Below are 23,326 nucleotides of genomic sequence, written 5' to 3' on the forward strand. Positions count from 1 at the left end.
CGGATTATAATTTATTTTTATTATGTCCTGCAATATTATAAAAAAATCTATAAAATATTTAAAAGGATTAAGTTTAAAGAAAGCTTATTTATTTAATACGGAATTAAACCTTTATACATACGAAGATTTACTTTTTTTTTATCCTAAAGGATATATGCATATATCTACATTAAAAAATATATCAGAATTATCAAATAATAATAATAATAATTTTATACAAATACTAGGGAAAATAACTAAGATTGAAGAAATAAACTATAAAAATAAAAAAGGAAAAATGTTAATAGCATATTTGGAGGATAAAACAGGTTTTATTGAATTAGTTTGGTTTCAAAAAAATAATTTTGTAAAAAATATAACAAAAAACATCACAGTTATAGTTTCTGGAAGAGTTAAATATTTTAAAAATAAAATTCAAATCATTCATCCAAATATTAAAGAATTTCATTCTTCAATAAAGAATCATTCTGTATTTCCTGTATATTCCATTCCTAAAAATTTAAAAGAAAAAGGAATCAATAATTCTTTTATGATTAATGTATTACAAAATCTCATAAAAGAGTTAAAAAATAACATAAATGAATTTTTTTTTCAAGATTTTCTTAATAAAAAATTAATGTCAAGAAAAAAAGCTTTAGTTCAAATTCATTTTCCAGAATCTTTAGACTCCTTATTACAAGCACAACATTCTTTAAAATTTGAAGAGTTATTCTTATTGAAACTATTTTTTTTATCTAAAAAAAAAGTAGCCTATAGTTCTCCTTTTACAAAATTAGGAAAAAATTTTCATGATTTTTACAAATATTTTATCCCTTTTCCTTTAACAGAAGAACAAAAAAAAGTATTTAAAGAAATATGGAATGATTTGAAAAAACCTATCCAAATGAATCGATTATTACAAGGAGAAGTGGGGTGTGGAAAAACTATCATAGCTGTGTTATCGATGCTTGTAGCTTTAGATAATGGATTTCAAACTTGTTTGATGGCTCCTACTGAAGTTTTAGCCATACAACATTATTATTCTATAAAAAAAATGTTTTCAAAAATTGGAATTAAAATAGCTTTATTAACAAGTTCTATTTCGGATTCTATACGAAAATCTCTTTATAATGAAATATTAACAGGAAAAATTTCTGTTATAATAGGAACACATTCTTTAATTCAAGAAAAAGTTAGATTCCAAAATCTTGGATTAGCAATAATAGATGAAGAACAACGTTTTGGAGTAGAACAAAGAGAGAAAATTTGGAAAAAAGATGATAAACCACCTCATATTTTAATTATGACAGCGACCCCTATCCCTAGAACTTTAGCAAAAATTATTTACCATGATTTAAATATTTCTATTATAAAAAAACTGCCTTTAGGAAGAAAACCTATTAAAACTATTCATTTTTGGAATAAAAATAGGGATAAAGCTTTTAAAATAGTGAAAGATCAAATTTCAATAGGGAGGCAAATTTATATTATATATCCCACCATAAATACTTCTATGAAATATCAAAATTTAATGAAAGGATATCAGGAGATGAAATATAGGTTTCAAAATTTTGAAAATGAAATTGGAATTTTGCATGGAAAAATGAATTTTCAAGAAAAAAATATACAAATTAACCGATTTTTACGTGGAAAAACTAAAATTTTAATAGCAACTACAGTAATAGAAGTAGGAGTTAATGTTCCTAACGCATCAGTTATTTTAATAGAAAATGCAGATTTTTTCGGATTATCTCAATTGCATCAATTAAGAGGAAGAGTAGGAAGAGGGATTCACGAAAGTTACTGTATTCTTATTACTGATCATAAGATCAGTGTAGAAGGTCTTTTCAGAATAAAAAAAATGTGTGAAACAAATAAAGGATTAGAAATTGCTAAAGAAGATCTAAAATTACGTGGAGGAGGAGATTTGATAGGAACTAAACAAAGTGGAAAAAATTATTTTCGTATTATAAATTTGGTAAAAGATTATAAATTAATAAAAGAAGTTTTTCCAATTGCTAAAATTTTTTTTCAGAAAAATCCTAATTTTTTAAAAAATACAAAAAATATTTTTTATGAAAACTATAAAAAGAAATGGGAAATTTATAAATAATGAGTAACCCCATGAATTCTCTAAATAGTTCTCAACGTAAAATTATAGAAACTATTAATGGCCCCATACTAGTTCTTGCTGGAGCAGGATCAGGAAAAACTCGTGTTATTACACACCGGATTATTCATATGATTCAAAATATAGGAATATCTCCTTCTAATATATTGGCTTTAACTTTTACCAAAAAAGCTGCTCAAGAAATGAAAAATCGTATTTCTAACATGATAATGGAACAAATAGATTTTCATAAAATAACACTAGGAACTTTTCATTCTATATTTTCCAGTATTCTAAGAAAAGAATCTCATTGGTTAGGATTCAAATCAAATTATACTATCTATGACCATAAGGATTCAGAAAATGTCATAAAACAAATATTAAAAGATATAAACATAGATATATCCTTGAATTATAAAGAAATAAGAATCAGAATTTCTAAGTATAAAAATAATTTGTATTATTTATATAATAATAAATTAAAGGATAAAAAATTAGAATTTTTTACTAAAATTTATAAATGTTATATGAAACGTTGTTTTCAAGCAAATGCATTAGATTTTGACGATATATTACTTCATACCAATCATTTGTTTCTTTATTTTCCAAATGTACTTAAAAAGTATCAAAAAAAATTTAAATACATATTAATTGATGAATATCAAGATACTAATTTATCTCAATATACTATTATAAAAAATTTAGTTTCTATGCATAAAAATCTTTTTGTAGTAGGAGATGACGCTCAAAGTATTTATGCTTTTCGTGGAGCTAATATTTCCAATATTTTAAATTTTCATATCGATTATCATAATGCTAAAATTTTTCGTTTAGAACAAAATTATCGTTCTACTAACCATATAGTACAAGCTTCTAACAGCATTATTTCTTTTAATAAAAATCAAATCATAAAAAAAATATGGACAAATAATGAAAAAGGAGAAAAAATTCAAATATATTGCGCTTCTTCTGAATCAGAAGAAGCGCAATATATTGCTTCTTCTATTCTATCAATAAAAAGAAAAAAAAATTTACAATTTGAAAACTTTGCGATTCTTTATAGAGCAAATATACAATCACATATTATAGAATCTTATCTAAAAAAGAAAAACATTCCATATCATATATATGGTTCCATTTCGTTTTTTAAACGAAAGGAAATTCGGGATCTTTTAGCTTATTTAAGAGTTATTGTCAATCCAAATGATGAAGCATCTTTATTACGCATTATAAAAAAAGTAAATCAAAAAATATTAAAAAATATATTAAGTTTATCTAAAAAAAAAGAAAATACAATTTACAGTGTAATAAAAAATATTGAAAATTATAAACATTTATTGAAAATAAATAATAAAACAATAAATAAATTTACAAGTTTATTTTTTACAATAGAAAAATTACGTGTTAACGCAACACAAGATAATGCATACATAGTAGTGAAAAAATTGCTTAATTTTTTATTAAAAAAAAATTATAACAATTATAATCATGAAGATTTTAAATATATACTTGATCATATATTTCAATACGTTAAAGAACAAAAAAAATTAAAAAATAATGGAGATACAAGTTTATTTGGTTTTTTACAATGTTTTTATTTAGAAATAAATGAAGATATCAATCATAAAAAAAATGAAAGGAATAAAGTGTCATTAATGACAGTTCATTTATCCAAAGGATTAGAATTTTCCATTGTTTTTATTGCAGGATTAGAAGAAAATTTGTTTCCATCAAAATCTAGTTTTGAAAATCAGTTAAAAATAGAGGAAGAACGTCGTTTATTTTATGTTGCTTTAACTAGAGCACAAAAAAAAGCAGTGCTTACTTATGCTAAGTATAGATTTATATGGGGTGAAAAAAAAGAAAATATCCCTAGTCGTTTTATTAACGAACTTAATAAAAATTTTATTGATATAGAAAATCATAAATATATATCCAAAAAAAAAGAAATTCATTCTTTGAATCATTTTAATCATGAAAATTCTAAATATTTAGAAATTAAAAAAGGAATAAAAGTTTTTCATAAAAATTTCGGAGTAGGAACCATTGTAGAATTACAAAATCAAAATAAAATAGCTTTAATCAAATTTCAGAAATCGGGAGAAAAAAGAATTTTTCTAAAATTGGATAAACTTGTTATTTACTAACAATTCATGAATGATTCAAAAAAAATTAAATTAAATCTTAATTTTCAGAAAATAATTTGTTTTGTAGCAATTATTTTCTTTTTTATCAAATTCATTACTTGGCATATTACTTCTTCACTTTCTATATTTAGTGATGCTATGGAAAGTTTGATTAATATTATTAGCGGTTTTGTTGGATTATGTAGCCTTTACATATCATCTTTACCTAAAGATAAAAATCATCCATATGGACATGGTAAAATAGAATTTATATCAACAGCTATAGAAGGGGTTTTAATTTCTATAGTAGGAATTACTATTTTTATTAATACTTTTATACGTATTAAAGATAACATGGATGGAATTCTTTTATCTAGATTAGATTATGGTGTTCTTTTGATGTCTTTTACTGGAATTATTAATTATTTTTTAGGATTTTTAGCCTGTAAAATAGGACATAAAAATGGGGCTTTAACATTAATAGCTAGCGGAAAACATCTTAAAATAGATACGTATTCTACTTTTGGTATAGTTGTAGGATTGATTTTATTAAACATTACCAAATGTACATGGATAGACCCTATGATTTCTATGGTTTTTTCATCCGTTATTTTGTATACAGGATTCCAATTATTGAGGAATGCTACAGCTGGAATTATGGATGAATCTGATAAAAAACTTTTAAAAAAATTATCGTTTTACCTAAACGAAAAAAGAGATATTCATTGGATCGATCTTCATAATTTAAAAATCATTAAATATGGGAGTGCATTGCATATAGATTGTCATCTAACCGTTCCATGGTTTTTTAATATAAAAAAAGCTAATCAAGAAGTTAAAAAGTTAACTCAATTAACTAAAAATGAATTTGGATCTAAAGTAGAACTATCGGTTCATGTTGAAGCTTGTTCTAATAATCATTGTACACTTTGTTTTAACCGTTTTTGTAAAGTAAGAAAAAATATTTTTCAACAAAAAATTCTTTGGACTTTAGATAAAACGTCTTATGAAAACAATAATATTAAATTTTAAATAAATATTATGGAATACAATACTAATCGTTTAAAATTGGTCATACCAGAATATGGAAGAAATATTCATAAAATGATAGACTATGCTATACAAATAAAAAACAGAAAACAAAGAAACCGTTGTGCATGGGGTATTATTAAATTAATGACGGGGTCTCTTAATCCTAAATTTCATAATAAGTCAATTCATTTTTTTCAACATAAACTATGGAATCAATTATTGATTATGTCTAAATATCAATTAGATATTGATACTCCTTTCCAAAACAAAAAAGAACCCTTAAAAATGAATTTTTGTAACAAAAAAGTAGTATACCCTGAGTATTTAACTAATTTTAGATATTATGGAAAAATAATAAGAAACATGATACACGCAGCAATACGTTGTAAAGATACGCAAAAAAAAGAAGGATTATTTTATGCTATTGCTAATACAATGAAAAAAAACTACTTAAGGTGGAATAAAAATATAGTGGAAGATGATGTAATATTCAAAGATTTAAAAGAACTTTCAAAAGGAAAAATATGTTTAATGAAAAATACTGATCCATTATTACAATGTTCTCATATTTTAAAATATAAAAAAAAATTTTTTAAAAATAATAAAGTATAAAAAAGTTTCATTATAATGGGGTCTTTTAAAATAAAAGGTGGATTTCCTTTAAAAGGAGAAATAAAACCACAAGGGGCTAAAAATGAATCTTTGCAGGTATTATGCGCCGTATTACTAACTTCAGAAAAATTAAGAATTAAAAATATTCCAGAAATAGGAGATGTTAAATGTTTGATACAAATTCTTAAAGAGTTAGAAGTAATGGTAAAACAAAATGGAATTGGAGATTATACTTTTCAAGCCAAAAATATAAATACAGAATATTTAAATACAAAAAAATTTCGTGAACATGGAAAGTCCATTAGAGGATCAATTATGATTGCAGGTCCTTTACTTGCTAGATTTGGAAAAGTTTGTATTCCAATTCCTGGAGGAGATCGGATAGGAAGACGACGTTTAGATGCTCATTTAACAGGATTGAGATTATTAGGAAGTAATATCCATTATCATAATGAATCCAAATATTTTGATTTAAGAATGACTAAAAATAGTCTAACGGGAGAGTATATTTTAATGGAAGAAGCTTCTATTACGGGAACAGCTAATGTCATTATGGCTGCTACTCTAGCTAAAGGAAAAACGACTATTTACAATGCTGCTTGCGAACCTTATATTCAACAGTTATGTAGGTTATTAAACAAAATGGGAGCAAAAATTAGAGGAATAGGATCTAATTTAATTAATATAACTGGAGTCAAAGAATTAGGAGGATGTGAACATACCATATTACCTGATATGGTAGAAATAGGGAGTTGGATAGGGTTAGCTGCTATTACTTCTTCTGAAATTTTAATTAAAAATGTTAGTTGGAAAAATTTAGGAATTGTTCCTAATACATTTCATAAAATGGGGATTAAATTAGAAAAAGAAAAAGATAACATTTATATTCCATCACAAAAATCTTATAAAATTAAAAAATCATTAAATAACGCAATATTAACAATATCTGATGCTCCATGGCCTGGATTAACACCAGATTTATTAAGCATTTTAACTGTAGTAGCCACTCAAGCTAAAGGAAGTGTTCTCATTCATCAAAAAATGTTTGAAAGTAGGCTATTTTTTGTAGATAAACTTATTGAAATGGGAGCTCAAATTATATTATGTGATCCTCATAGAGCTACTGTTATAGGACTGAATCATAAATCTCCTCTTAGAGGAGCTATATTAAATTCTCCAGATATTAGAGCAGGAATCTCTCTTCTCATAGCCGCTCTTTCTGCTAAAGGAACTAGTATTATTAGAAATATAGAACAAATAGATAGAGGATATGAAAATATAGATCAAAGATTACGTATTTTAGGAGCAGATATTATAAGAATAAAATGATAAAATATTTCTTTAATATAAAGATAGAAAAAATTCACTTTTATACACGAACAAGCCAATTTTCTTTCATAAAAAAAAATATGAATTTATGTATAGTCATAGACTATCATTATTTTTTCACAATTTGTGAGAGAATAGAAATAAATAAATAAAACAAAAACACAAAAATTCGTAATTTTAATTTAATCAAAATGTGATATTATATTTTTTTTATTAAATGTTTTTAAATAAAAGATGATATATTTCTTATTATGTATGAAACATATTTATTATTTCAAAATCATATAACTTTATATATCATATAAATAGATAAATTGAATGAAAAAGATCAGAAGAAAAATAATAATGAAAAATTATGACAAAATTTGAATATATAACTAAAGAAGGATTAGAAAAATTACAAAAAGAAATAGAAAGATTAGAAAACATAGAACGTCCGAAAATATCTATGCAAATAGCGGAAGCGAGAGATAAAGGAGATTTATCAGAAAATGCAGAATATGATGCCATAAAAGAGGCTCAAGGTTTTTTAGAAATGAATATAGCTAAGTTAAAAAAAAAATTATCCAATGCGCGTATCATAGATGGATCACAAATTAATAGAACTAGAGTTTCTATTCTTTCTACAGTAAGAGTAAAAAATTTGACCTATGGGGGAGAACAAATATATACCTTAGTTCCAGAGGGAGAAACAGACTTAAAATCAGGAAAAATATCCATAAACACTCCTATATCAACAGGATTACTTGGGAAACAAGTAGGACAAATTGCCCATGTGAAGTTACCTAATAAAATGATACTTGATTATGAAATTTTAGAAATAGCATTTAGTGAATAATAATATATTTAAAAAAATCATTAATAATGAAATTTTAGCTTATAAAGTAGCGGAAAATTCTGATCATTTAGCTTTTTTAGACATTTATCCCATAAAAATAGGACACACCTTGGTAATACCGAAAAAAAGTAATAGAGATAAAATTTTTTCTTTATCGGAAAAAGAATTTATCTCTATTATGTCTTTTACAAGAAAAATAGCTATAGGTATAGAAAAAATTATACCTTGCAATCGTGTTGGTATATTTGTTATTGGATTCGAAATTCCTCATGTCCATATTCATTTAATTCCTATGGATAAAGAAAGTGATGGAAATTTTTTCAAAAAAAGAATGGTTTTATCTTCAAAAAATTTTCAAATATTGTCAAAAAAAATAAAAAAATCTATTCAAAAAATATAAATGAAAATTTTCATTTATATTTTAATGATTCCAATGAAATAGGATCTTTAACCCTTTTATTGTGTGTAGTTTATCTTTTATATGAATTTGTTTCGTTAAAGGTGTATATATATGAGAAAGACCTCCGGTTGCAATAACAAAACAATTTGTTTTAAGTTCTTGATTAATTCTGTTTATGAATCCTTCTACCATACTTAAATACCCATATATAATTCCACTTTGAATACATGTTTCTGTATACTGTCCTAATATACTAGGAGGTTTTTTTAATTCAATTTGTGATAATTGAGCTGTATTTCCAATTAATGCGGTTAAAGAACTATTGACTCCTGGAGCAATAATAACACCTTGAATTACCCCATATTGATCTATACAGGTAAAACTTAATGCAGTTCCGAAATCCACTACTAGAGTAGTATTTTTATTATTATTATATAATGTATATGCAGCTATAGCATTCGCATATAAATCTGTCCCTAATTGATGAGAATCATGTTTTATAGGAGAGGCTGAGTTTCTATCAACTACAATAGGTTTTATTCTATGTATTTCATATAAAGATTGTTCCACAATATTTGTCAGAGGAGGGACTACTGATCCAATGATAATATTTTGTATCAATTTGGGAATAATACCATATTGTTGATATATATTTCTAAATAACAAAATATATTCATCTAATGATTTATGTGGATTACTATTAATAATCCACGAGCAATTACATTCTAAATTAGAATTATTATCAAATAGGCCAAAACGGATACTGGAATTTCCAATGTTTATTGTTAACAACATGATTCCCATAATTTTTGAATATTACAAATGTAATTTGTATTAAAATATTATTTTTTTAATATATATTCATTTATATGACTAATATTTGTAAAATAAATTTAAAAATAAGAGGAGAAGGAATTCCTATAGTGTTATTACATGGATTCATGGAAAATTTAGAAATATGGAAGTATGTATATAACAGTATTTCTAATAAATATAAAGTTCTTTCAATTGATCTTCCTGGTCATGGGAAAAGTATTTATACATTAGAAAAAAATGCAGTTTTTACGATGGAAAAAGCTGCAGAAATTGTTAAAAAAATTTTAGAAAAAAAAAATATACAAAAAGCTGTTTTTATAGGCCATTCTATGGGGGGATATATTGCTTTAGCTATGGCAGAAAAATATCCAGAAATGTTTTTAGGCTTGTGTTTACTTCATTCAACAACAGAATCAGATCCACTTGAAAAAAAAAAAAGGCGAATTAAGTCTATTCAATTAGCAATTAACAATTATCCATTATTCATCTCCACAAGTATAAAAAAGTTATTTAATAATGAAAAATTATCTTCTTTACAAGAAGAAATTGATTTTGTGAATAAAATAGCTTTTCATACTCATATTAATAGCGTCATTTCTTTTTTAAGAGGAATGGCAATTCGAAAAAATAGAAAATTTTTATTAAAAAAAACTCAATTTCCAAAATTATATATAGCTGGTTTATACGATTTAATTCTTGATATAAGAAAAATTTATGAAGAAATTAAAAATGGAAATCAAATTTATTTTTTTGCAATACCTACAGGTCATATGGGGCACATAGAACAACCTAAAGAAATAATAAAAATATTAGAAAATTTTATAGATTTTTCTATTCTGAAATGAATAAAAAAAAATTACGTAAAAAATATTTATATATGAGAAAATCTATTTCTCAAAAGGAAATTAGAAAAATGAGTTATGAAATTTTTTTTCATTTAAAGGAAATATTTTTTATATGGGGAAAGACATATTATCATATTTTTTTACCCATACGTGAATATAAAGAAGTAGATACGTTTATAATAATTAATTTTTTACTAAAAAAAGAAAAATGTGTTACGATCCCCTGTTCTAATTTTTGTAAATTATCTATGTATAATTGTTTATTTCATAAAAATATTATATTAACAAAAACAAAATATGGAATTTTAGAACCTATTCCTATGCATCAATCTATTGTTTCAATCTCTCTTATTGAAGTTATCTTTATCCCTTTATTAATATTTGACTCAAAAGGTTATAGAATAGGTTATGGAAAAGGTTTTTATGATAGGTTTATTCCTTTATGTAAAAAAAATATTATTAAAATAGGTTTAAGTTTTTTTTATCCCATAAAAAAAATTAAAGATATACATAAAAATGACTTATTGATAGATATAGGAATTACTCCCCATCATATTTTTTTCTTTAAAAAATTCAATAAAGAAAAACTTTTAAAATATCCCAAATTATGATAGACATCATAATTAAACTAATTATTACAAATCCGTAAATAGTACAACGTTCAATAATTTCTTCATTTATTTTCTTTCTTGTTATCATTTCTATCATAATAAATAATATATAACCGCCATCTAATGATGGAATAGGAAATAAATTTAAAAAAGCTAACCAAATGGATAAAGTAGCAGTTAAAGTCCAAAAAATATCCCAATTCCATTTAGATGGAAATTCTTTAGCTATGGAAAAAAAACTACCTATTTGTTTATAAGCTTTAGTTTCAATATGAAAAACATTTTTCAAAAAAAAAATTTGATTTTTCAAAACATCCCAAGCTTTTTTTATCCCATGAGGTATACTATCAAAAAAAGAATAACTCTTTTTTTCAAATAAAAAAATTTGATCTAAATCCATAAAATTTTTTAAATAAACACCTAAAAAACCTTTTGAGTTTAAAAAAATTTCTTTTTGAATAAGTTTTCCATTTCTGTTAATGGATATTAATATGTTTTCATTTTTATATTTTGATAAAAAATATTTTAATTGATCAGAAAAAAGAATAAAATCAGAATTTATAGCTAATATTTCATCATTATTTCTTAATCCATACTTTTCCGCTTCAGAATTTTTGATCACATCATTGATTATAGGAGGAACACGAGGCTTAATAAAAAAATTAAGTTCTTTTCTATCAAAAAGAAATTTTTTCTTATTATTATTTAATGATAATTGTATAACATTTCCCATACGATCTACCGTAATAGAATTTCCAAAAAGAATAGCTCTAGGAATATCATTGAAATAGGGAACATATTTTCCGTTTACAAATAAAATTTTATCTCCATTTTTCAATCCTATTTTTTCTCCTAAAGAATCAACTTCTATTCCGTATTTAACATTTTTTGTAGGAAGATAAGTTTCCCCGTATTTAAATAATAAAAAAGTAAAAATTAAAACGGATAACAATATGTTAAAAAGAATTCCTCCAAAAATAATCAAAAATCTTTTAATTGCTGATTTAGAACGAAATTCCCAATTTTTAATTATTTTTTTTGATAAAATATTTTTATCATCTTTATCATCCATCATCATTCCAGATATTTTAACATATCCTCCTAAAGGTAACCACCCAATTCCATAAACAGTATGTCCTATCTTTTTTTTTAAAATAGAAAACCAAGGATCAAAAAATAAAAAAAATCTTTCAACTCTTACTTTAAATAGTTGAGCTAAAATAAAATGACCTAATTCATGAACAACAACTAATATAGAAATGCTAAGTAGCAATTGTATAGATCTAATTAAAATTGATGACATTTTTCAAATTTAAAAAATAAAAAAGATAAATTTAAACCTTTATTCCAAAATAAAAATATATTTTGAATTTATCTGATCTTAAAAAAGGAGAAAAAGGAATTATTAAGGGGTATAAAAATGACAATTTTCCCATAAAATTATTAGAATTAGGAATTTTACCTGGAGTAAAATTCGAAATCCTTTTTGTTTCTATTTTTTACGATCCATTATGTATAAGCTATGATCAATCTTGTTTAGCTTTACGAAAAGAAGAAGCTGAAAATATCATAATAGAACCTATTATTCAGATCAATGATGTCAAAAATTAAATTAGCGCTTGTTGGAAATCCAAATGTAGGAAAAACTTCTTTGTTCAATCAATTAACTGGACTCAATCAAAAAGTTGGAAATTATATAGGAGTAACAGTAGATAAAAAAATAGGACATTTTTGTTTTGAAAATACATTTTATAAAATTATAGATCTTCCTGGAACTTATAGTATATATCCTTCATCTGAATATGAAGAAGTCGTTTGCAGATTGCTATGCAATCTAAATGATTTAGATTATCCAGATAAAATTATAGTAGTAGCAGATTCCTCAAATATAAAAAAAAGCCTTCTTTTACTTAGACAAGTGCAAGATTTAGGGTTTCCTGTTCTTTTTGTATTAAACATGCTTGATGAAGCAAAAAAAAAGGGTATATCTATTAATATAGAAGAATTAAAAAAAATTCTAAAAATAGAAATTGTATTGATCAACGCAAGAAAAGGGATTGGGTTGAATAAAGTTAAAATAAAAATAAAAAACTTAAATAATAAAAAAACAAAAAAAACCTATTTTTTTAATCCAGGATTACATTATTCTCTGGCTATTAACGATGTTAAAAATAATTATAAAGTAAATACTTATCAAGCTTGGTTTTATTTATCTCATAACAAAAAACTTTTAAAAGAAGACTCTTTATTACATGAAATAAAAAAAAAATACAATATTATCCCAAAAAGATTACAGATTAAGGAAACATTAGATAGATATGAAGAAATAAAAAAAATTTTATCAAAAACAGTTTCAGAATTAATTCCGGATAAAAAAAAAACCTATTTAGAATTTTCTAAAAAAATAGATAATTATTTAATTGTACATCCTTTTTGGGGTTATTTTCTTTTTTTATTTTTTTTATTTTTCATTTTTCAATGTATTTTTTTTTGGGCCGAAATTCCTAAACAATTTATAGAGTTTTTTTTTTCTTTTGTACAAAAAAAATTAGATCCTGTTTCTCCTGGTCCTTTAAATAATTTTCTTTTGCAAGGAATATTACCTGCAATTAGTACGATTATATCTTTTATTCCACAAATTTCTATTTTACTATTTTTTATTCTTATAATGGAAGAAAGTGGGTACATAAGCAGAGTTGTTTTTTTAATGGATAGAATCATGCGCCCTTTTGGTTTAAATGGAAAAAGTGTTGTTCCACTTATTTCTAGCATGGCTTGCGCTATTCCTGCCATCATATCTGCTAGACATATAGAGAACCCCAGAGATCGTTTAATTACTATTTTAGCTACCCCTTTTATAACTTGTTCTGCAAGATTACCTGTTTACACTCTAATTATATCTATAATTATACCAGATAAAAAATGGTATTTTATTCAACTAAGAGGAATAATCCTCATGGCTATGTATATGTTAGGAATTATATCTGCTTTGAGTGTATCAATAATTTTACATCAATTTTTAAAGAAAAATTATAAAAGTCATCTTATAATGGAAATTCCCACTTATAAAATTCCTATGTTAAAAAATATATTGATCACTCTATGGATGAATCTTAAATCGTTTATTATAAATGCAGGAAAAATGATTTTATTGATTAACATATTAATTTGGGGATTGGGATCCTTTGGCCCTTCAGAAAATTCATCAAATCAAAATTCGATCATGAATATAATACAAAAAAAAGAATTACCTCATTCTTATTTAGGTATATTAGGAAAAAAAATAGAACCTGTAATTCATCCATTAGGATACGATTGGAAAATTGGAATAGGATTACTTTCATCTTTTGTAGCAAGAGAAGTTTTTGTCAGTACTATGATTTCTGTATATAATATAGAAGAAAAAGAAAATTTTTTAAAGGAAAAAATGAAAAAAGAAAGATCCCCTATAACTAAAAAACCTATTTATAATTTAGCTACAGGAATTTCTTTACTATTTTTTTATGCATTTTCTATGCAATGTATGAGTACTTTGTCCATAATAAGAAAAGAAACAAAATCTTGGAAATGGCCAATCCTACAATTTATTTTTATGACTTTTTTAGCTTATATGGCTTCGTTATTAACATATCAAATATTTAAACCATAATATAAAAAATGAAATGTGGCAATACATTATAATAGGTTTATTTTTTTTATATTCAGTTTTTTGTTTATTTAGAAAATTATTGGATTTTTTATGTAAAAAAAATTTTTCATGCAAAAAAAAATGCAATTGTAAATTATAAATTTTTATTTATTCATTTTTTCAATGGAAGTATATATGGAGTTTTTAAATACATCGGATAAAGATATTCCAACTATTTTCAATTGTTTTGGAAAAATGCTTTCTTCTGAAAGCCCAGGAACTGTGTTTATTTCCAAGAAAAAAGGTTCTTCATTTACAATAATATATTCCGCTCTAGATATTCCTGATAAATTGAGATATTTATATACTTTTTTTGCTGTTTTTCGTATTTTATTCTCAATATTAGGTAACAATTTTGCTGGAGTTATTTCTTTAGATTTACCAGAATATTTTGATTCAAAATCAAAAAAATCATTTTGACTAATTATTTCTGTAATTGGTAATACAATCACTTCATTTTTAAATGAAAAAACACCTACTGATACTTCCTTTCCTTCAAGGAAGGATTCGATAATAATTTCTTCATCTTCTATAAAAGCCTTTTGGACTGCATCAAATAAATCTTTTTTTTCATAAACTTTACTTATACCTAAACTAGATCCAGATCTATTAGGTTTTACAAAACAAGGAAGCCCTACTTTGTTTAAAATTTTTTTACTACAAAAAATTTGATTTTTATTTAAAAAAAAAGATTCAGCTATTTTAATTCCAAAATGTTTCAATAAAGTTAAACAATACTTTTTATTAAAAGTTAGATTAGCATGATGAAAATTACATCCTGTATAAGGAATTCTTAATAACTCAAAATAAGCTTGTAAGACTCCGTCTTCTCCTGGAGTTCCATGTATAGCATTAAATACACAATCAAATTTTAGATGTTTCATTCCTAAAATAGTAAAATCTTGTTTATTTATAGAATATTCTTTATTTCCCTCATCTTTATCTTTCATAAACCATTTATCTTTTAAAAGATATATTTTATAAGGATCAAATTCTTTTCTACACAAATTTTCATAAACAACTTTTCCACTTTTTAGTGAAATAATAGATTCTTTTGAATATCCACCCATTAGAACCGCTATTTTTTTCATTATTTATTTTTAATTTTATTGGTTTTTTATGTCAAAACATTTTTATTAAATATTTATTTTTTTCATGAATTATTCAAAATATTTTGTAATATTTATCATAAACTTTTTAAGTTCCATATTTATTTTATATAAAATTACTCAATTGGCATTAAAATGGGTAGATGTTTATACAAAACATGGATCTTATGTAGTCGTACCTAATTTAAGAGGGTTTCCTTTATCTAAATCTATATCTATTTTAAAAAAAATAGGTCTAAAATATGATATAGATACATCACATTATGATCCTAATTTTAAAATTAATCAAATTATATCCTTTTCTCCAGAAGCTGGGGATCATGTCAAAGAAGGAAGACATATATATATACAAGTTAATTCTAAATCATCCCAATCTGTTCTCCCTAATATTATAAATAAAGACAAACAAATGGTTATAAAATTGCTTCATGCTAATCATATATCCGTTAAAGAAATTAGATATATTAACAATATGAAGAAAAATATTGTTTTAAAGGTTTTATACGGAAAAAAATCTATTCCATTTGGATATAGGTTTCCTCCTAATCCAGATGGAATCACTTTAATTATTGGAAAAGGATATGAAAAAAATAATTTTGAAGTACCTAATGTTATTGGAATGTCTTTATATTCAGCTATTTATACTTTAAAAAGTCAATTATTTCATGTAATTAATTTTTACTATGATCATGCAATACAAAATCATGAAAAAAATGTAATTGTCTATCGTCAAAAACCTGATCCTGGAACTATTTATGATAAAAATAAATCTATTGAACTTTGGTTAAGTTCAAAAAACTTATTAGATCATTTAATCAAAATAGAAGAACAAGATTCTAAAAATAAAACAGAAAAAATTAAAATAGAAGAACAAGATTCTAAAAATAAAACAGAAAAAATTAAAATAGAAGAACAAGATTCTAAAAATAAAACAGACAATATAGAATCAAATTAAATGAAAAAAATTAAAATCATTGCAAAAAAAAATCAAAAAGAAATTCGCCTTGATAAGTTTTTGAAATGTTATATAAAAAATATTAGCCGAAATCAAATTCAAAAATTAACTGTTTCAGGACAAGTTATAGTAAATCAACATATTGTAAAAAAAAATTATAAAATTAAACCTTTTGATTTTGTAGAAATAGAAATTTCTAATATAAAAATATTAGATCATTTAGAATATAAAAATATTATTGCAGAAAAAATAAATATTGATATTCTTTATGAAGATGAAGATGTTATTGTAGTAAATAAACCTGCAGGAATGGTAGTACATCCTGGATTTGGAAATGAGAGAGGAACATTAATTCATGGAATAAAATATCATTTTCAAAACTCAAACTTATACAATTTTGATTTATATAGAAGTGGGTTAGTTCATAGATTAGATAAGGATACATCAGGTTTATTAGTTTTAGCCAAAAATGAATATTCTAAAAAATATTTATTTAAACAATTTTATTCAAAAACAATTCAAAGAGAATATAGAGCTTTAATATGGGGAAATATACTTGAAGAAAAAGGAATTATCACTGGTTTTATTGGAAGAGATCCTAAAAATAGAAAAAGAATGACTATTTTTAGAAATAGTGAATCTCATAAAGGAAAATATTCTATAACATATTATAAAGTGTTAGAAAGGTTTAAATATTTAACATATGTTTCTTGCAATCTAAAAACAGGAAAAACACATCAAATAAGGGCTCATTTCAAATATTTAGGACATCCATTATTTCATGACTCTATGTATGGGGGGGATAAAATTTTTATGAAAAAAAAGTGTTCAAATAAAAATATAAAATTTTTGAAAACTTGTTTAAAGATATTAACCAGACAAGCTTTACATGCTATATCTCTTTCTTTTATCCATCCAAAAAATGAAAAATGTTATTTTTATTGTCCAATCCCTGAAGATTTTAAAATCGTTCTACAAAAATGTAGAAAAACTTTATTGTAATAAAGTTCCATGCAAAAGAAGATAAGATATAGAAAAATATATTATTAATCCAACAACATCTACTAATGTAGCTACAAAAGGAGCTGAAGAACTAGCGGGGTCTCCTCTTAATTTTTTAATTATAAAAGGTAACATTGCTCCGCTTAAAGTCCCCCATAATACTACTCCAATCAATGAAAAAAAAACCGTTAATCCTAATAATATCCAATGAGTTCCATAATTAAATAAATGAATTTTGTGCCAAGCTACTACACGTATAAAACCTGTTAATCCTAAAATACTACCTAAAAAAAAACCGCAAATAATTTCTCTTCGCATTACAATCCACCAATCTTTTATTTTAACTTCTCCCAAAGCCATTGCTTGTATAATTAAACTTGCAGCTTGAGAACCACTATTCCCCCCACTTGAAACAACTAAAGGAATGAATAAAGCAAGAACTACAGCTTTTTCTATAACACTTGAAAATTTTTGCATGACTGTTGTAGTCAACATTTCTCCTATAAACAATAAAATTAACCATCCAGCTCTTTTTTTAATAAGTTTATATAAAGGAACATTTAAATAAGATTGATTCGAAGCTTCCATCCCCCCTTTTTTTTGAAAATATTCTCTGCTATTTTTATTTACAAAAATATCATCTAAAGTTACTATTCCTAATAAATAATTATGATCGTCTATAACTGGAAATGAAATTCTGTTACTCATAGAAAACATTTTAGTAGCTTCTTTCTCTGTATCTGTTGTAATATTTAAAGTTTCAATATGCTGTCCATTTATTAAATCAGACACTTTTGTATCTGGATCTACTAATAAAAATTCTCGTATTTTTATATTATTTATTAATTTTCCTTTTTTGTCTACTATATAGACTATTTCTATAAAATCACTATTTTTTACTTCTTTTCGAATATAATCCAAAACTTCTTGTACACTCCAAGTTTTTTGAACAGCAAGATAATATGGAATTATAAAACGACCTATACTATTTTTAGGATATCCTAGAGATACTAAAGTTTTATATTTATCTTCTGGACTTAAATATTTTATTAAATATTTTAAAAAATTTTTGGGTATTTTTTCTAAAAAATATACACGATCATCTATCGATAGATTATTTAATAATTCCATTTTTTTAATAGAAGGCAAGCCTTTTATAATTTTTTTTTTTACAGAAAAATCTAATTTTCTAAAAATATAAATTGCTTTATATAATTTTAAAAAACTAAATATTTTAACAACATTATTAGGATTGTGATGAATAATTTTCATCAATCTACTTACAGTTTGACTATTTAGAAATTTATCGTTATTTAAATAATCTTGATCCTCATTAAACATTTTTTTTTATTTAAAAAAATTTTTTGAGTATTTATTTATAATGATTGGATTCATTTTCGAAGAAAATAAAAACAATTTTTATATTGTTTTTCAGAAAAAAATTAAAATTACGTAATAAAATCATTGTAATATTTATATGCATAGTCTTAAAAAAAATAAAAATGGAATATAATTTTCGTGAAATAGAAAAACGTTGGCAAAGATACTGGAAAAAACATAACGTATTTCATGCAAAAGAGAATAAAAAAAGAAAATACTATATTTTGAATATGTTCCCTTATCCTTCTGGAACTGGCCTTCATGTAGGACATTGTTTAGGATATATAGCCTCAGATGTTTATGCTAGATATAAACTTGCAAAAGGATATAATGTTTTAAATCCTATAGGATTTGATTCTTTTGGACTTCCTGCAGAACAATATGCTATACAAACTGGAAAACATCCTTGCGATACTATTATTGAAAATTCACGAAGATACAAAGAACAAATGAATAAAATAGGACTTTCTTTTAATTGGAATAGAGAAGTATATACTAGCAATCCTAATTATTATCATTGGACTCAGTGGATGTTTATTCAAATTTTTAATTCTTGGTACGATAAAAATAGTGAACAAGCTAAACCTATAAATCTTTTGATTGAAGAATTTAATAAAAAAGGAAATAATTTTATTAACGCAAGTACTACGTCAAATTATAAATTCAATTCAACAACATGGAAACAATTAAATTCATATGAAAAAGAATCTATTCTTCTAGATTATAGATTAGCTTTTTTATGTAAAAATACAGTTAATTGGTGTCCAAATTTAGGAACAGTATTAGCTAATGATGAAATAAAAAACGGAAAAAGTGAAAGAGGTGGGTATCCTGTTTATAAAAAAAAAATGTTACAATGGCATATAAGAATTAGTGCATATGCAGAAAGACTTATAAAAGGATTCAATCTTATTGATTGTTCTCAATCTTTGAAAAGATTACAATGTAATTGGATAGGAAAATCAATAGGGACTTCTATTTTATTAAAAATTATTTATCCTATTAGTGGATTTCATAAAATTGAATTATTTACTTTTTATCCAGAAATGATGTTTGGAATGACTTTCATTATATTATCTACAGATCATCCACTTGCAGATAAAATAAGTATTTTTTCTTTACACCACAAAAATGTTTTAACATATCTTAATAAAGAATTTTCTGTAGATGTAAATTCAAAAAATATTTCGGGAATTTTTACAGGAAATTATGTTCTCCATCCTTTTATTAAGGATAAAAAGATTCCTATTTACATTAGTAATTTTTTTACTATAAATAATACAACAAAATCTATAATAGGAATACCTGGACATGAAGAAAAAAGTAAAAAATTTGCCCAAAAATTTAATATAGAAATTGTAAAAGTTTTAGATTTTAATGAAAAGTGTATTAATTCTAATTTTTTAAATGGATTAAATCGTCAACAAGCAAAAGAAAAAATAATAAAAATTTTAATAAATAATAAAATAGGAGAAATTAAAATTAGTTATAAAATTCGTGATTCTATTTTTTCCAGACAAAGATATTGGGGAGAACCAATTCCAATTTATTTTAAAAATAAAATTCCAAAAACGATTCCCATAGATAAATTACCTATAATCCTTCCAAAAATAGATAATTTTCATCCTAAAAATGGAAAATCTCCATTAGTTAGAGCTAAAAATTGGGCTTGGGATGAACAAAATATGAAGATAGTTCCTAATTTTCTTATTGATCATAAATATGTGTTTCCAATAGAGACGAATACAATGCCTTGTTGGGCGGGATCAAGTTGGTATTTTCTTAGATATATGGATGTACATAACAATCGATTTTTTCTTGAAAAAGAAAAAGAAAATTATTGGAAAAATGTTGATTTATATATTGGGGGTTCTGAACATAGTACTGGTCATTTGATTTATGCGAGATTTTGGCATAAATTTTTATTTGATAGAGGATGGGTAACTACTGATGAGCCTTTCAAAAAAATATTAAATCAAGGAATGATTTTGAGTTATTCTGCTATAATACTCAAAGTGATAGGAGAAAATATCTTTATGTCTTATGGATTAAAAAATAAAAAACACACATATTCTTCTTTTCAAGAAATATATGTAGATCTTTCTTTAATTAAAAAGAACAATGAATTAGATATTTATAGGTTTAAAAAATGTAGACCTGAATTTTATTCATCTGTTTTTATTTTAGAAAGAGGAGTTTTTATTTGTAAAAGAAAATTAGAAAAAATGTCAAAATCTAAATATAATGTAATAAATCCTGATGATATTTATGAAAAATATGGATCAGATATATTTCGTATGTATGAAATGTTTTTAGGTCCTATTAATAAATCTAAACCTTGGGATGAAAAAAAAATAAATGGTATAAAAAATTTTATAAATAAATTTTGGTCTTTATTTTATAAAAATAAAATTTTTCAAGTAAGTGAAATCAATCCAACATTACAAGAATTTCAAATTTTACATGATACTATAAAAAAAATAGAAAATAAGATGGAATCTTTTTCTTGGAATAGTTCTATTAGTTTATTAATGATTATGACTAATAAATTAACTGCGTTAAAATGCAATAAAAGAAAAATATTAGAACCTTTAGTTCAACTTATCGCTCCATTTGCACCTCATATATCCGAAGAATTATGGTATAAACTGGGTAAAAAAAAATCTATTATATTTTATAATCTTCCAGTTTTTAATAAAAAATATATAGTGAAAAAAGAAATAACATATCCGATTATGTTTAATGGAAAATTAAAATTTTTGGAAAAATTTGATTCTAGCACTTCAATAGAAAATATAAAAAATAAAATATTGAATCATCCTAAAACAAAATTGTTTTTGAAAGAAAAAACCTTAAACAAATTTATTTTAATACCTAAAAAAATAATCAATATTTTATTAAAATAAATTTGTTTAAAATGAACTTTTATTTTAATCCATTTCGATATAGATTAAAATTTCTACATAAAATGTAGATTTGTACTCAATAATTTAGCATTCATTTTTGTATTTTTTTTCATTCTATAGAAATGTATAAAAACTTTTTTTATGTCAAAAAACCAAAATAAAACTGGTGCATATAGTTTTTTTAATTGTATAGAAAAAAATTTTGATAAAGCTGCACGATTTATTTCTATTGAAAAAGGTCTTCTAGAACAAATTAAAGCTTGCAATGCAGTATATCGTATACATTTTCCTGTGAAAATAGGAAAAGAAATAAAAGTTATTGAAGCATATAGAGTTCAACACTCTCATCATAAACTTCCTTGTAAAGGAGGAATTCGATATAGTGTTAAAGTTAATCAAGATGAAGTTATGACTTTAGCGGCTTTAATGACCTATAAATGTGCTATAGTTGATGTTCCTTTTGGAGGAGCTAAAGGTGGAATAAAAATAGATCCACAAACTATGTCCGCAGAAAATATAGAAAAAATAACACGCCGTTATACCTCTGAATTAATTAAAAAAAATTTCATAGGACCGGGAATAGATGTTCCCGCTCCTGATTATGGAACTGGAGAAAGAGAGATGAGTTGGATTTTTGATACTTTTTTATCTCTTCGTTCTGGAGACGTAGATGCATTAGCTTGTGTTACAGGAAAACCAGTTTCTCAAGGAGGTGTAAGAGGGAGGAAAGAAGCAACAGGATTAGGTGTATTTTATGGAATAAGAGAATTATGTCATGTAAAAGAAGACATGTTTTCTGTTGGTCTTGATGTAGGATTAGTTGGTAAAAAAATTATCATACAAGGATTAGGAAATGTTGGATATCATGCATCCACTTTTTTTCACGAAGCGGGAGCTATTATAATAGCTTTAGCAGAAAGGGAAGGTGCTATTTATAATGAAAAAGGATTAAATGTATCTAAAGTTTTTTTACATTTAAAAAACACTGGATCCATATTGAATTTTCCAGAAGCAAAAAATATAGAGAATACGGAAAAGGCTTTAGAATTAGAATGTGATATTTTAATACCAGCTGCATTAGAAAATGTAATACATAAACATAATGCCAATCATATTAAGGCTAAAATTATTGGAGAAGCAGCAAATGGACCTATTACTCCTGAAGCTGATGAAATTTTAGAAAAAAAAGGTATTATTATTGTTCCTGATATTTATTTAAATGCAGGAGGAGTTACTGTTTCCTATTTTGAATGGTTAAAAAACTTAAGTCATGTACGTTATGGACGTATGGAAAAAAAATTTAGCGAAAATATGAATGCAGAACTATTGCAAGTTATAGAAACAGTTTGTAAGAAAAAAATTTCAACAGAAGAAAAAAAAATTATTTTAAGAGGAGCAAGAGAAATAGATTTGGTACGTAGTGGATTAGAAGATACAATGATCAATGGATTTCATAAAATTCGTGATCTAAAAAAATCATCAAAAATAGAAAATATGCGTACGGCAGCATTTGTATTAGCAATAAATAAAATTATTGATTCTTATGAGAAACTAGGAATTTTTCCATAATATCCTTGATTTTAAAAAA

At 24.3% G+C, this 23,326-nt stretch carries 19 protein-coding genes; 15 read left to right on the forward strand and 4 right to left on the reverse strand.

The window, feature by feature from the left end:
* The first annotated feature begins 22 nt into the window (after positions 1-22).
* From recG to H0H62_RS02475, 7 genes are all read left to right on the forward strand, one after another.
* Positions 23-2,092 carry an ATP-dependent DNA helicase RecG gene (gene recG, locus H0H62_RS02445; RefSeq protein WP_185860611.1) on the forward strand — a complete coding sequence of 690 codons (2,070 nt, stop codon included), beginning with the start codon at positions 23-25 and terminating at the stop codon, positions 2,090-2,092.
* 11 nt (positions 2,093-2,103) lie between these two features.
* Positions 2,104-4,236, forward strand: a complete 2,133-nt coding sequence (locus tag H0H62_RS02450) for an ATP-dependent helicase (protein ID WP_185860612.1) — start codon at positions 2,104-2,106, stop codon at positions 4,234-4,236.
* A 6-nt stretch (positions 4,237-4,242) separates the two neighbouring features.
* Positions 4,243-5,247: a cation diffusion facilitator family transporter gene (locus H0H62_RS02455; RefSeq protein WP_185860613.1), complete on the forward strand. Its 1,005-nt coding sequence runs from the start codon at positions 4,243-4,245 to the stop codon at positions 5,245-5,247.
* Between the two features lie 9 nt (positions 5,248-5,256).
* The gene (locus H0H62_RS02460; RefSeq protein WP_185860614.1) at positions 5,257-5,859 is read left to right on the forward strand and encodes a DUF4290 domain-containing protein; all 603 of its coding nucleotides are present in this window, start codon (positions 5,257-5,259) and stop codon (positions 5,857-5,859) included.
* Between the two features lie 15 nt (positions 5,860-5,874).
* On the forward strand, positions 5,875-7,188 hold the full coding sequence (gene murA / locus H0H62_RS02465; protein WP_185860615.1) for a UDP-N-acetylglucosamine 1-carboxyvinyltransferase: 1,314 nt from the start codon (positions 5,875-5,877) through the stop codon (positions 7,186-7,188).
* 355 nt (positions 7,189-7,543) lie between these two features.
* Positions 7,544-8,026 (forward strand): transcription elongation factor GreA, encoded by a 483-nt coding sequence (gene greA / locus H0H62_RS02470; protein ID WP_185860616.1) that lies wholly within the window; start codon positions 7,544-7,546, stop codon positions 8,024-8,026.
* Positions 8,019-8,426, forward strand: a complete 408-nt coding sequence (locus tag H0H62_RS02475) for an HIT family protein (protein WP_185860617.1) — start codon at positions 8,019-8,021, stop codon at positions 8,424-8,426. The genes greA and H0H62_RS02475 overlap by 8 nt, the downstream gene beginning before the upstream one ends.
* A gap of 21 nt (positions 8,427-8,447) precedes the next feature.
* On the opposite strand, the gene H0H62_RS02480 is transcribed toward H0H62_RS02475, so the two are convergent.
* Positions 8,448-9,221 (reverse strand): type III pantothenate kinase, encoded by a 774-nt coding sequence (locus H0H62_RS02480; RefSeq protein WP_185861012.1) that lies wholly within the window; start codon positions 9,219-9,221, stop codon positions 8,448-8,450.
* Between the two features lie 74 nt (positions 9,222-9,295).
* Between H0H62_RS02480 and H0H62_RS02485 the strand changes: the two genes are divergently transcribed.
* Both H0H62_RS02485 and H0H62_RS02490 read left to right on the forward strand, forming a co-directional pair.
* Complete coding sequence (locus H0H62_RS02485; protein WP_185860618.1) at positions 9,296-10,087, forward strand: alpha/beta fold hydrolase; 792 nt, start codon at positions 9,296-9,298, stop codon at positions 10,085-10,087.
* A complete protein-coding gene (locus tag H0H62_RS02490) occupies positions 10,084-10,698 on the forward strand; it encodes a 5-formyltetrahydrofolate cyclo-ligase (RefSeq protein WP_185860619.1) in 615 nt (204 codons plus the stop codon). The genes H0H62_RS02485 and H0H62_RS02490 overlap by 4 nt, the downstream gene beginning before the upstream one ends.
* Here the strand turns inward: H0H62_RS02490 and rseP are convergent.
* Positions 10,661-12,001: an RIP metalloprotease RseP gene (gene rseP, locus H0H62_RS02495; protein WP_185860620.1), complete on the reverse strand. Its 1,341-nt coding sequence runs from the start codon at positions 11,999-12,001 to the stop codon at positions 10,661-10,663. The two genes, H0H62_RS02490 and rseP, sit on opposite strands and share 38 nt — an antisense overlap.
* Before the next feature lie 62 nt (positions 12,002-12,063).
* On the opposite strand from rseP, the gene H0H62_RS02500 reads away from it, so the two are divergent.
* The gene (locus tag H0H62_RS02500; RefSeq protein WP_185860621.1) at positions 12,064-12,309 is read left to right on the forward strand and encodes a FeoA family protein; all 246 of its coding nucleotides are present in this window, start codon (positions 12,064-12,066) and stop codon (positions 12,307-12,309) included.
* A complete protein-coding gene (gene feoB, locus H0H62_RS02505; RefSeq protein ID WP_238784125.1) occupies positions 12,296-14,347 on the forward strand; it encodes a ferrous iron transport protein B in 2,052 nt (683 codons plus the stop codon). Before H0H62_RS02500 ends, feoB begins: the two co-directional genes overlap by 14 nt.
* A 143-nt stretch (positions 14,348-14,490) precedes the next feature.
* On the opposite strand, the gene H0H62_RS02510 is transcribed toward feoB, so the two are convergent.
* The gene (locus tag H0H62_RS02510; RefSeq protein WP_185860623.1) at positions 14,491-15,477 is read right to left on the reverse strand and encodes a D-alanine--D-alanine ligase; all 987 of its coding nucleotides are present in this window, start codon (positions 15,475-15,477) and stop codon (positions 14,491-14,493) included.
* 64 nt (positions 15,478-15,541) lie between these two features.
* Between H0H62_RS02510 and H0H62_RS02515 the strand changes: the two genes are divergently transcribed.
* On the forward strand, positions 15,542-16,450 hold the full coding sequence (locus tag H0H62_RS02515; protein WP_185860624.1) for a PASTA domain-containing protein: 909 nt from the start codon (positions 15,542-15,544) through the stop codon (positions 16,448-16,450).
* Entirely contained in the window at positions 16,451-17,452 is a 1,002-nt protein-coding gene (locus H0H62_RS02520) for an RluA family pseudouridine synthase (RefSeq protein ID WP_185860625.1), read from the forward strand.
* Here H0H62_RS02520 and mgtE read toward each other — a convergent pair.
* Positions 17,444-18,793: a magnesium transporter gene (gene mgtE / locus H0H62_RS02525; protein ID WP_185860626.1), complete on the reverse strand. Its 1,350-nt coding sequence runs from the start codon at positions 18,791-18,793 to the stop codon at positions 17,444-17,446. The two genes, H0H62_RS02520 and mgtE, sit on opposite strands and share 9 nt — an antisense overlap.
* 161 nt (positions 18,794-18,954) lie before the next feature.
* Between mgtE and leuS the strand changes: the two genes are divergently transcribed.
* Together leuS and H0H62_RS02535 are read left to right on the forward strand one after the other, a co-directional pair.
* Positions 18,955-21,738, forward strand: a complete 2,784-nt coding sequence (gene leuS, locus H0H62_RS02530; RefSeq protein ID WP_185860627.1) for a leucine--tRNA ligase — start codon at positions 18,955-18,957, stop codon at positions 21,736-21,738.
* A 141-nt stretch (positions 21,739-21,879) separates the two neighbouring features.
* Positions 21,880-23,307 carry a Glu/Leu/Phe/Val family dehydrogenase gene (locus H0H62_RS02535; RefSeq protein WP_185860628.1) on the forward strand — a complete coding sequence of 476 codons (1,428 nt, stop codon included), beginning with the start codon at positions 21,880-21,882 and terminating at the stop codon, positions 23,305-23,307.
* Positions 23,308-23,326: the final 19 nt, after the last annotated feature.

Origin of the sequence: Blattabacterium cuenoti, from assembly GCF_014251695.1 — a bacterium.
Taxonomy (GTDB): domain Bacteria; phylum Bacteroidota; class Bacteroidia; order Flavobacteriales; family Blattabacteriaceae; genus Blattabacterium; species Blattabacterium cuenoti_T.

What these genes read in the sequence shown, in the direction of transcription:
- H0H62_RS02510 (WP_185860623.1), bottom strand. Translation starts at nt 15,477, where the DNA reads ATGAAAAAAATAGCGGTTCTAATGGGTGGATATTCAAAAGAATCTATT.
- H0H62_RS02450 (WP_185860612.1), top strand. Translation starts at nt 2,104, where the DNA reads ATGAATTCTCTAAATAGTTCTCAACGTAAAATTATAGAAACTATTAAT.
- H0H62_RS02490 (WP_185860619.1), top strand. Translation starts at nt 10,084, where the DNA reads ATGAATAAAAAAAAATTACGTAAAAAATATTTATATATGAGAAAATCT.
- H0H62_RS02480 (WP_185861012.1), bottom strand. Translation starts at nt 9,221, where the DNA reads ATGTTGTTAACAATAAACATTGGAAATTCCAGTATCCGTTTTGGCCTA.
- rseP (WP_185860620.1), bottom strand. Translation starts at nt 12,001, where the DNA reads ATGTCATCAATTTTAATTAGATCTATACAATTGCTACTTAGCATTTCT.
- H0H62_RS02485 (WP_185860618.1), top strand. Translation starts at nt 9,296, where the DNA reads ATGACTAATATTTGTAAAATAAATTTAAAAATAAGAGGAGAAGGAATT.
- murA (WP_185860615.1), top strand. Translation starts at nt 5,875, where the DNA reads ATGGGGTCTTTTAAAATAAAAGGTGGATTTCCTTTAAAAGGAGAAATA.
- H0H62_RS02460 (WP_185860614.1), top strand. Translation starts at nt 5,257, where the DNA reads ATGGAATACAATACTAATCGTTTAAAATTGGTCATACCAGAATATGGA.
- mgtE (WP_185860626.1), bottom strand. Translation starts at nt 18,793, where the DNA reads ATGTTTAATGAGGATCAAGATTATTTAAATAACGATAAATTTCTAAAT.
- H0H62_RS02520 (WP_185860625.1), top strand. Translation starts at nt 16,451, where the DNA reads ATGAAAAAAATTAAAATCATTGCAAAAAAAAATCAAAAAGAAATTCGC.
- leuS (WP_185860627.1), top strand. Translation starts at nt 18,955, where the DNA reads ATGGAATATAATTTTCGTGAAATAGAAAAACGTTGGCAAAGATACTGG.
- recG (WP_185860611.1), top strand. Translation starts at nt 23, where the DNA reads ATGTCCTGCAATATTATAAAAAAATCTATAAAATATTTAAAAGGATTA.
- feoB (WP_238784125.1), top strand. Translation starts at nt 12,296, where the DNA reads ATGTCAAAAATTAAATTAGCGCTTGTTGGAAATCCAAATGTAGGAAAA.
- H0H62_RS02455 (WP_185860613.1), top strand. Translation starts at nt 4,243, where the DNA reads ATGAATGATTCAAAAAAAATTAAATTAAATCTTAATTTTCAGAAAATA.
- H0H62_RS02515 (WP_185860624.1), top strand. Translation starts at nt 15,542, where the DNA reads ATGAATTATTCAAAATATTTTGTAATATTTATCATAAACTTTTTAAGT.
- H0H62_RS02535 (WP_185860628.1), top strand. Translation starts at nt 21,880, where the DNA reads ATGTCAAAAAACCAAAATAAAACTGGTGCATATAGTTTTTTTAATTGT.
- greA (WP_185860616.1), top strand. Translation starts at nt 7,544, where the DNA reads ATGACAAAATTTGAATATATAACTAAAGAAGGATTAGAAAAATTACAA.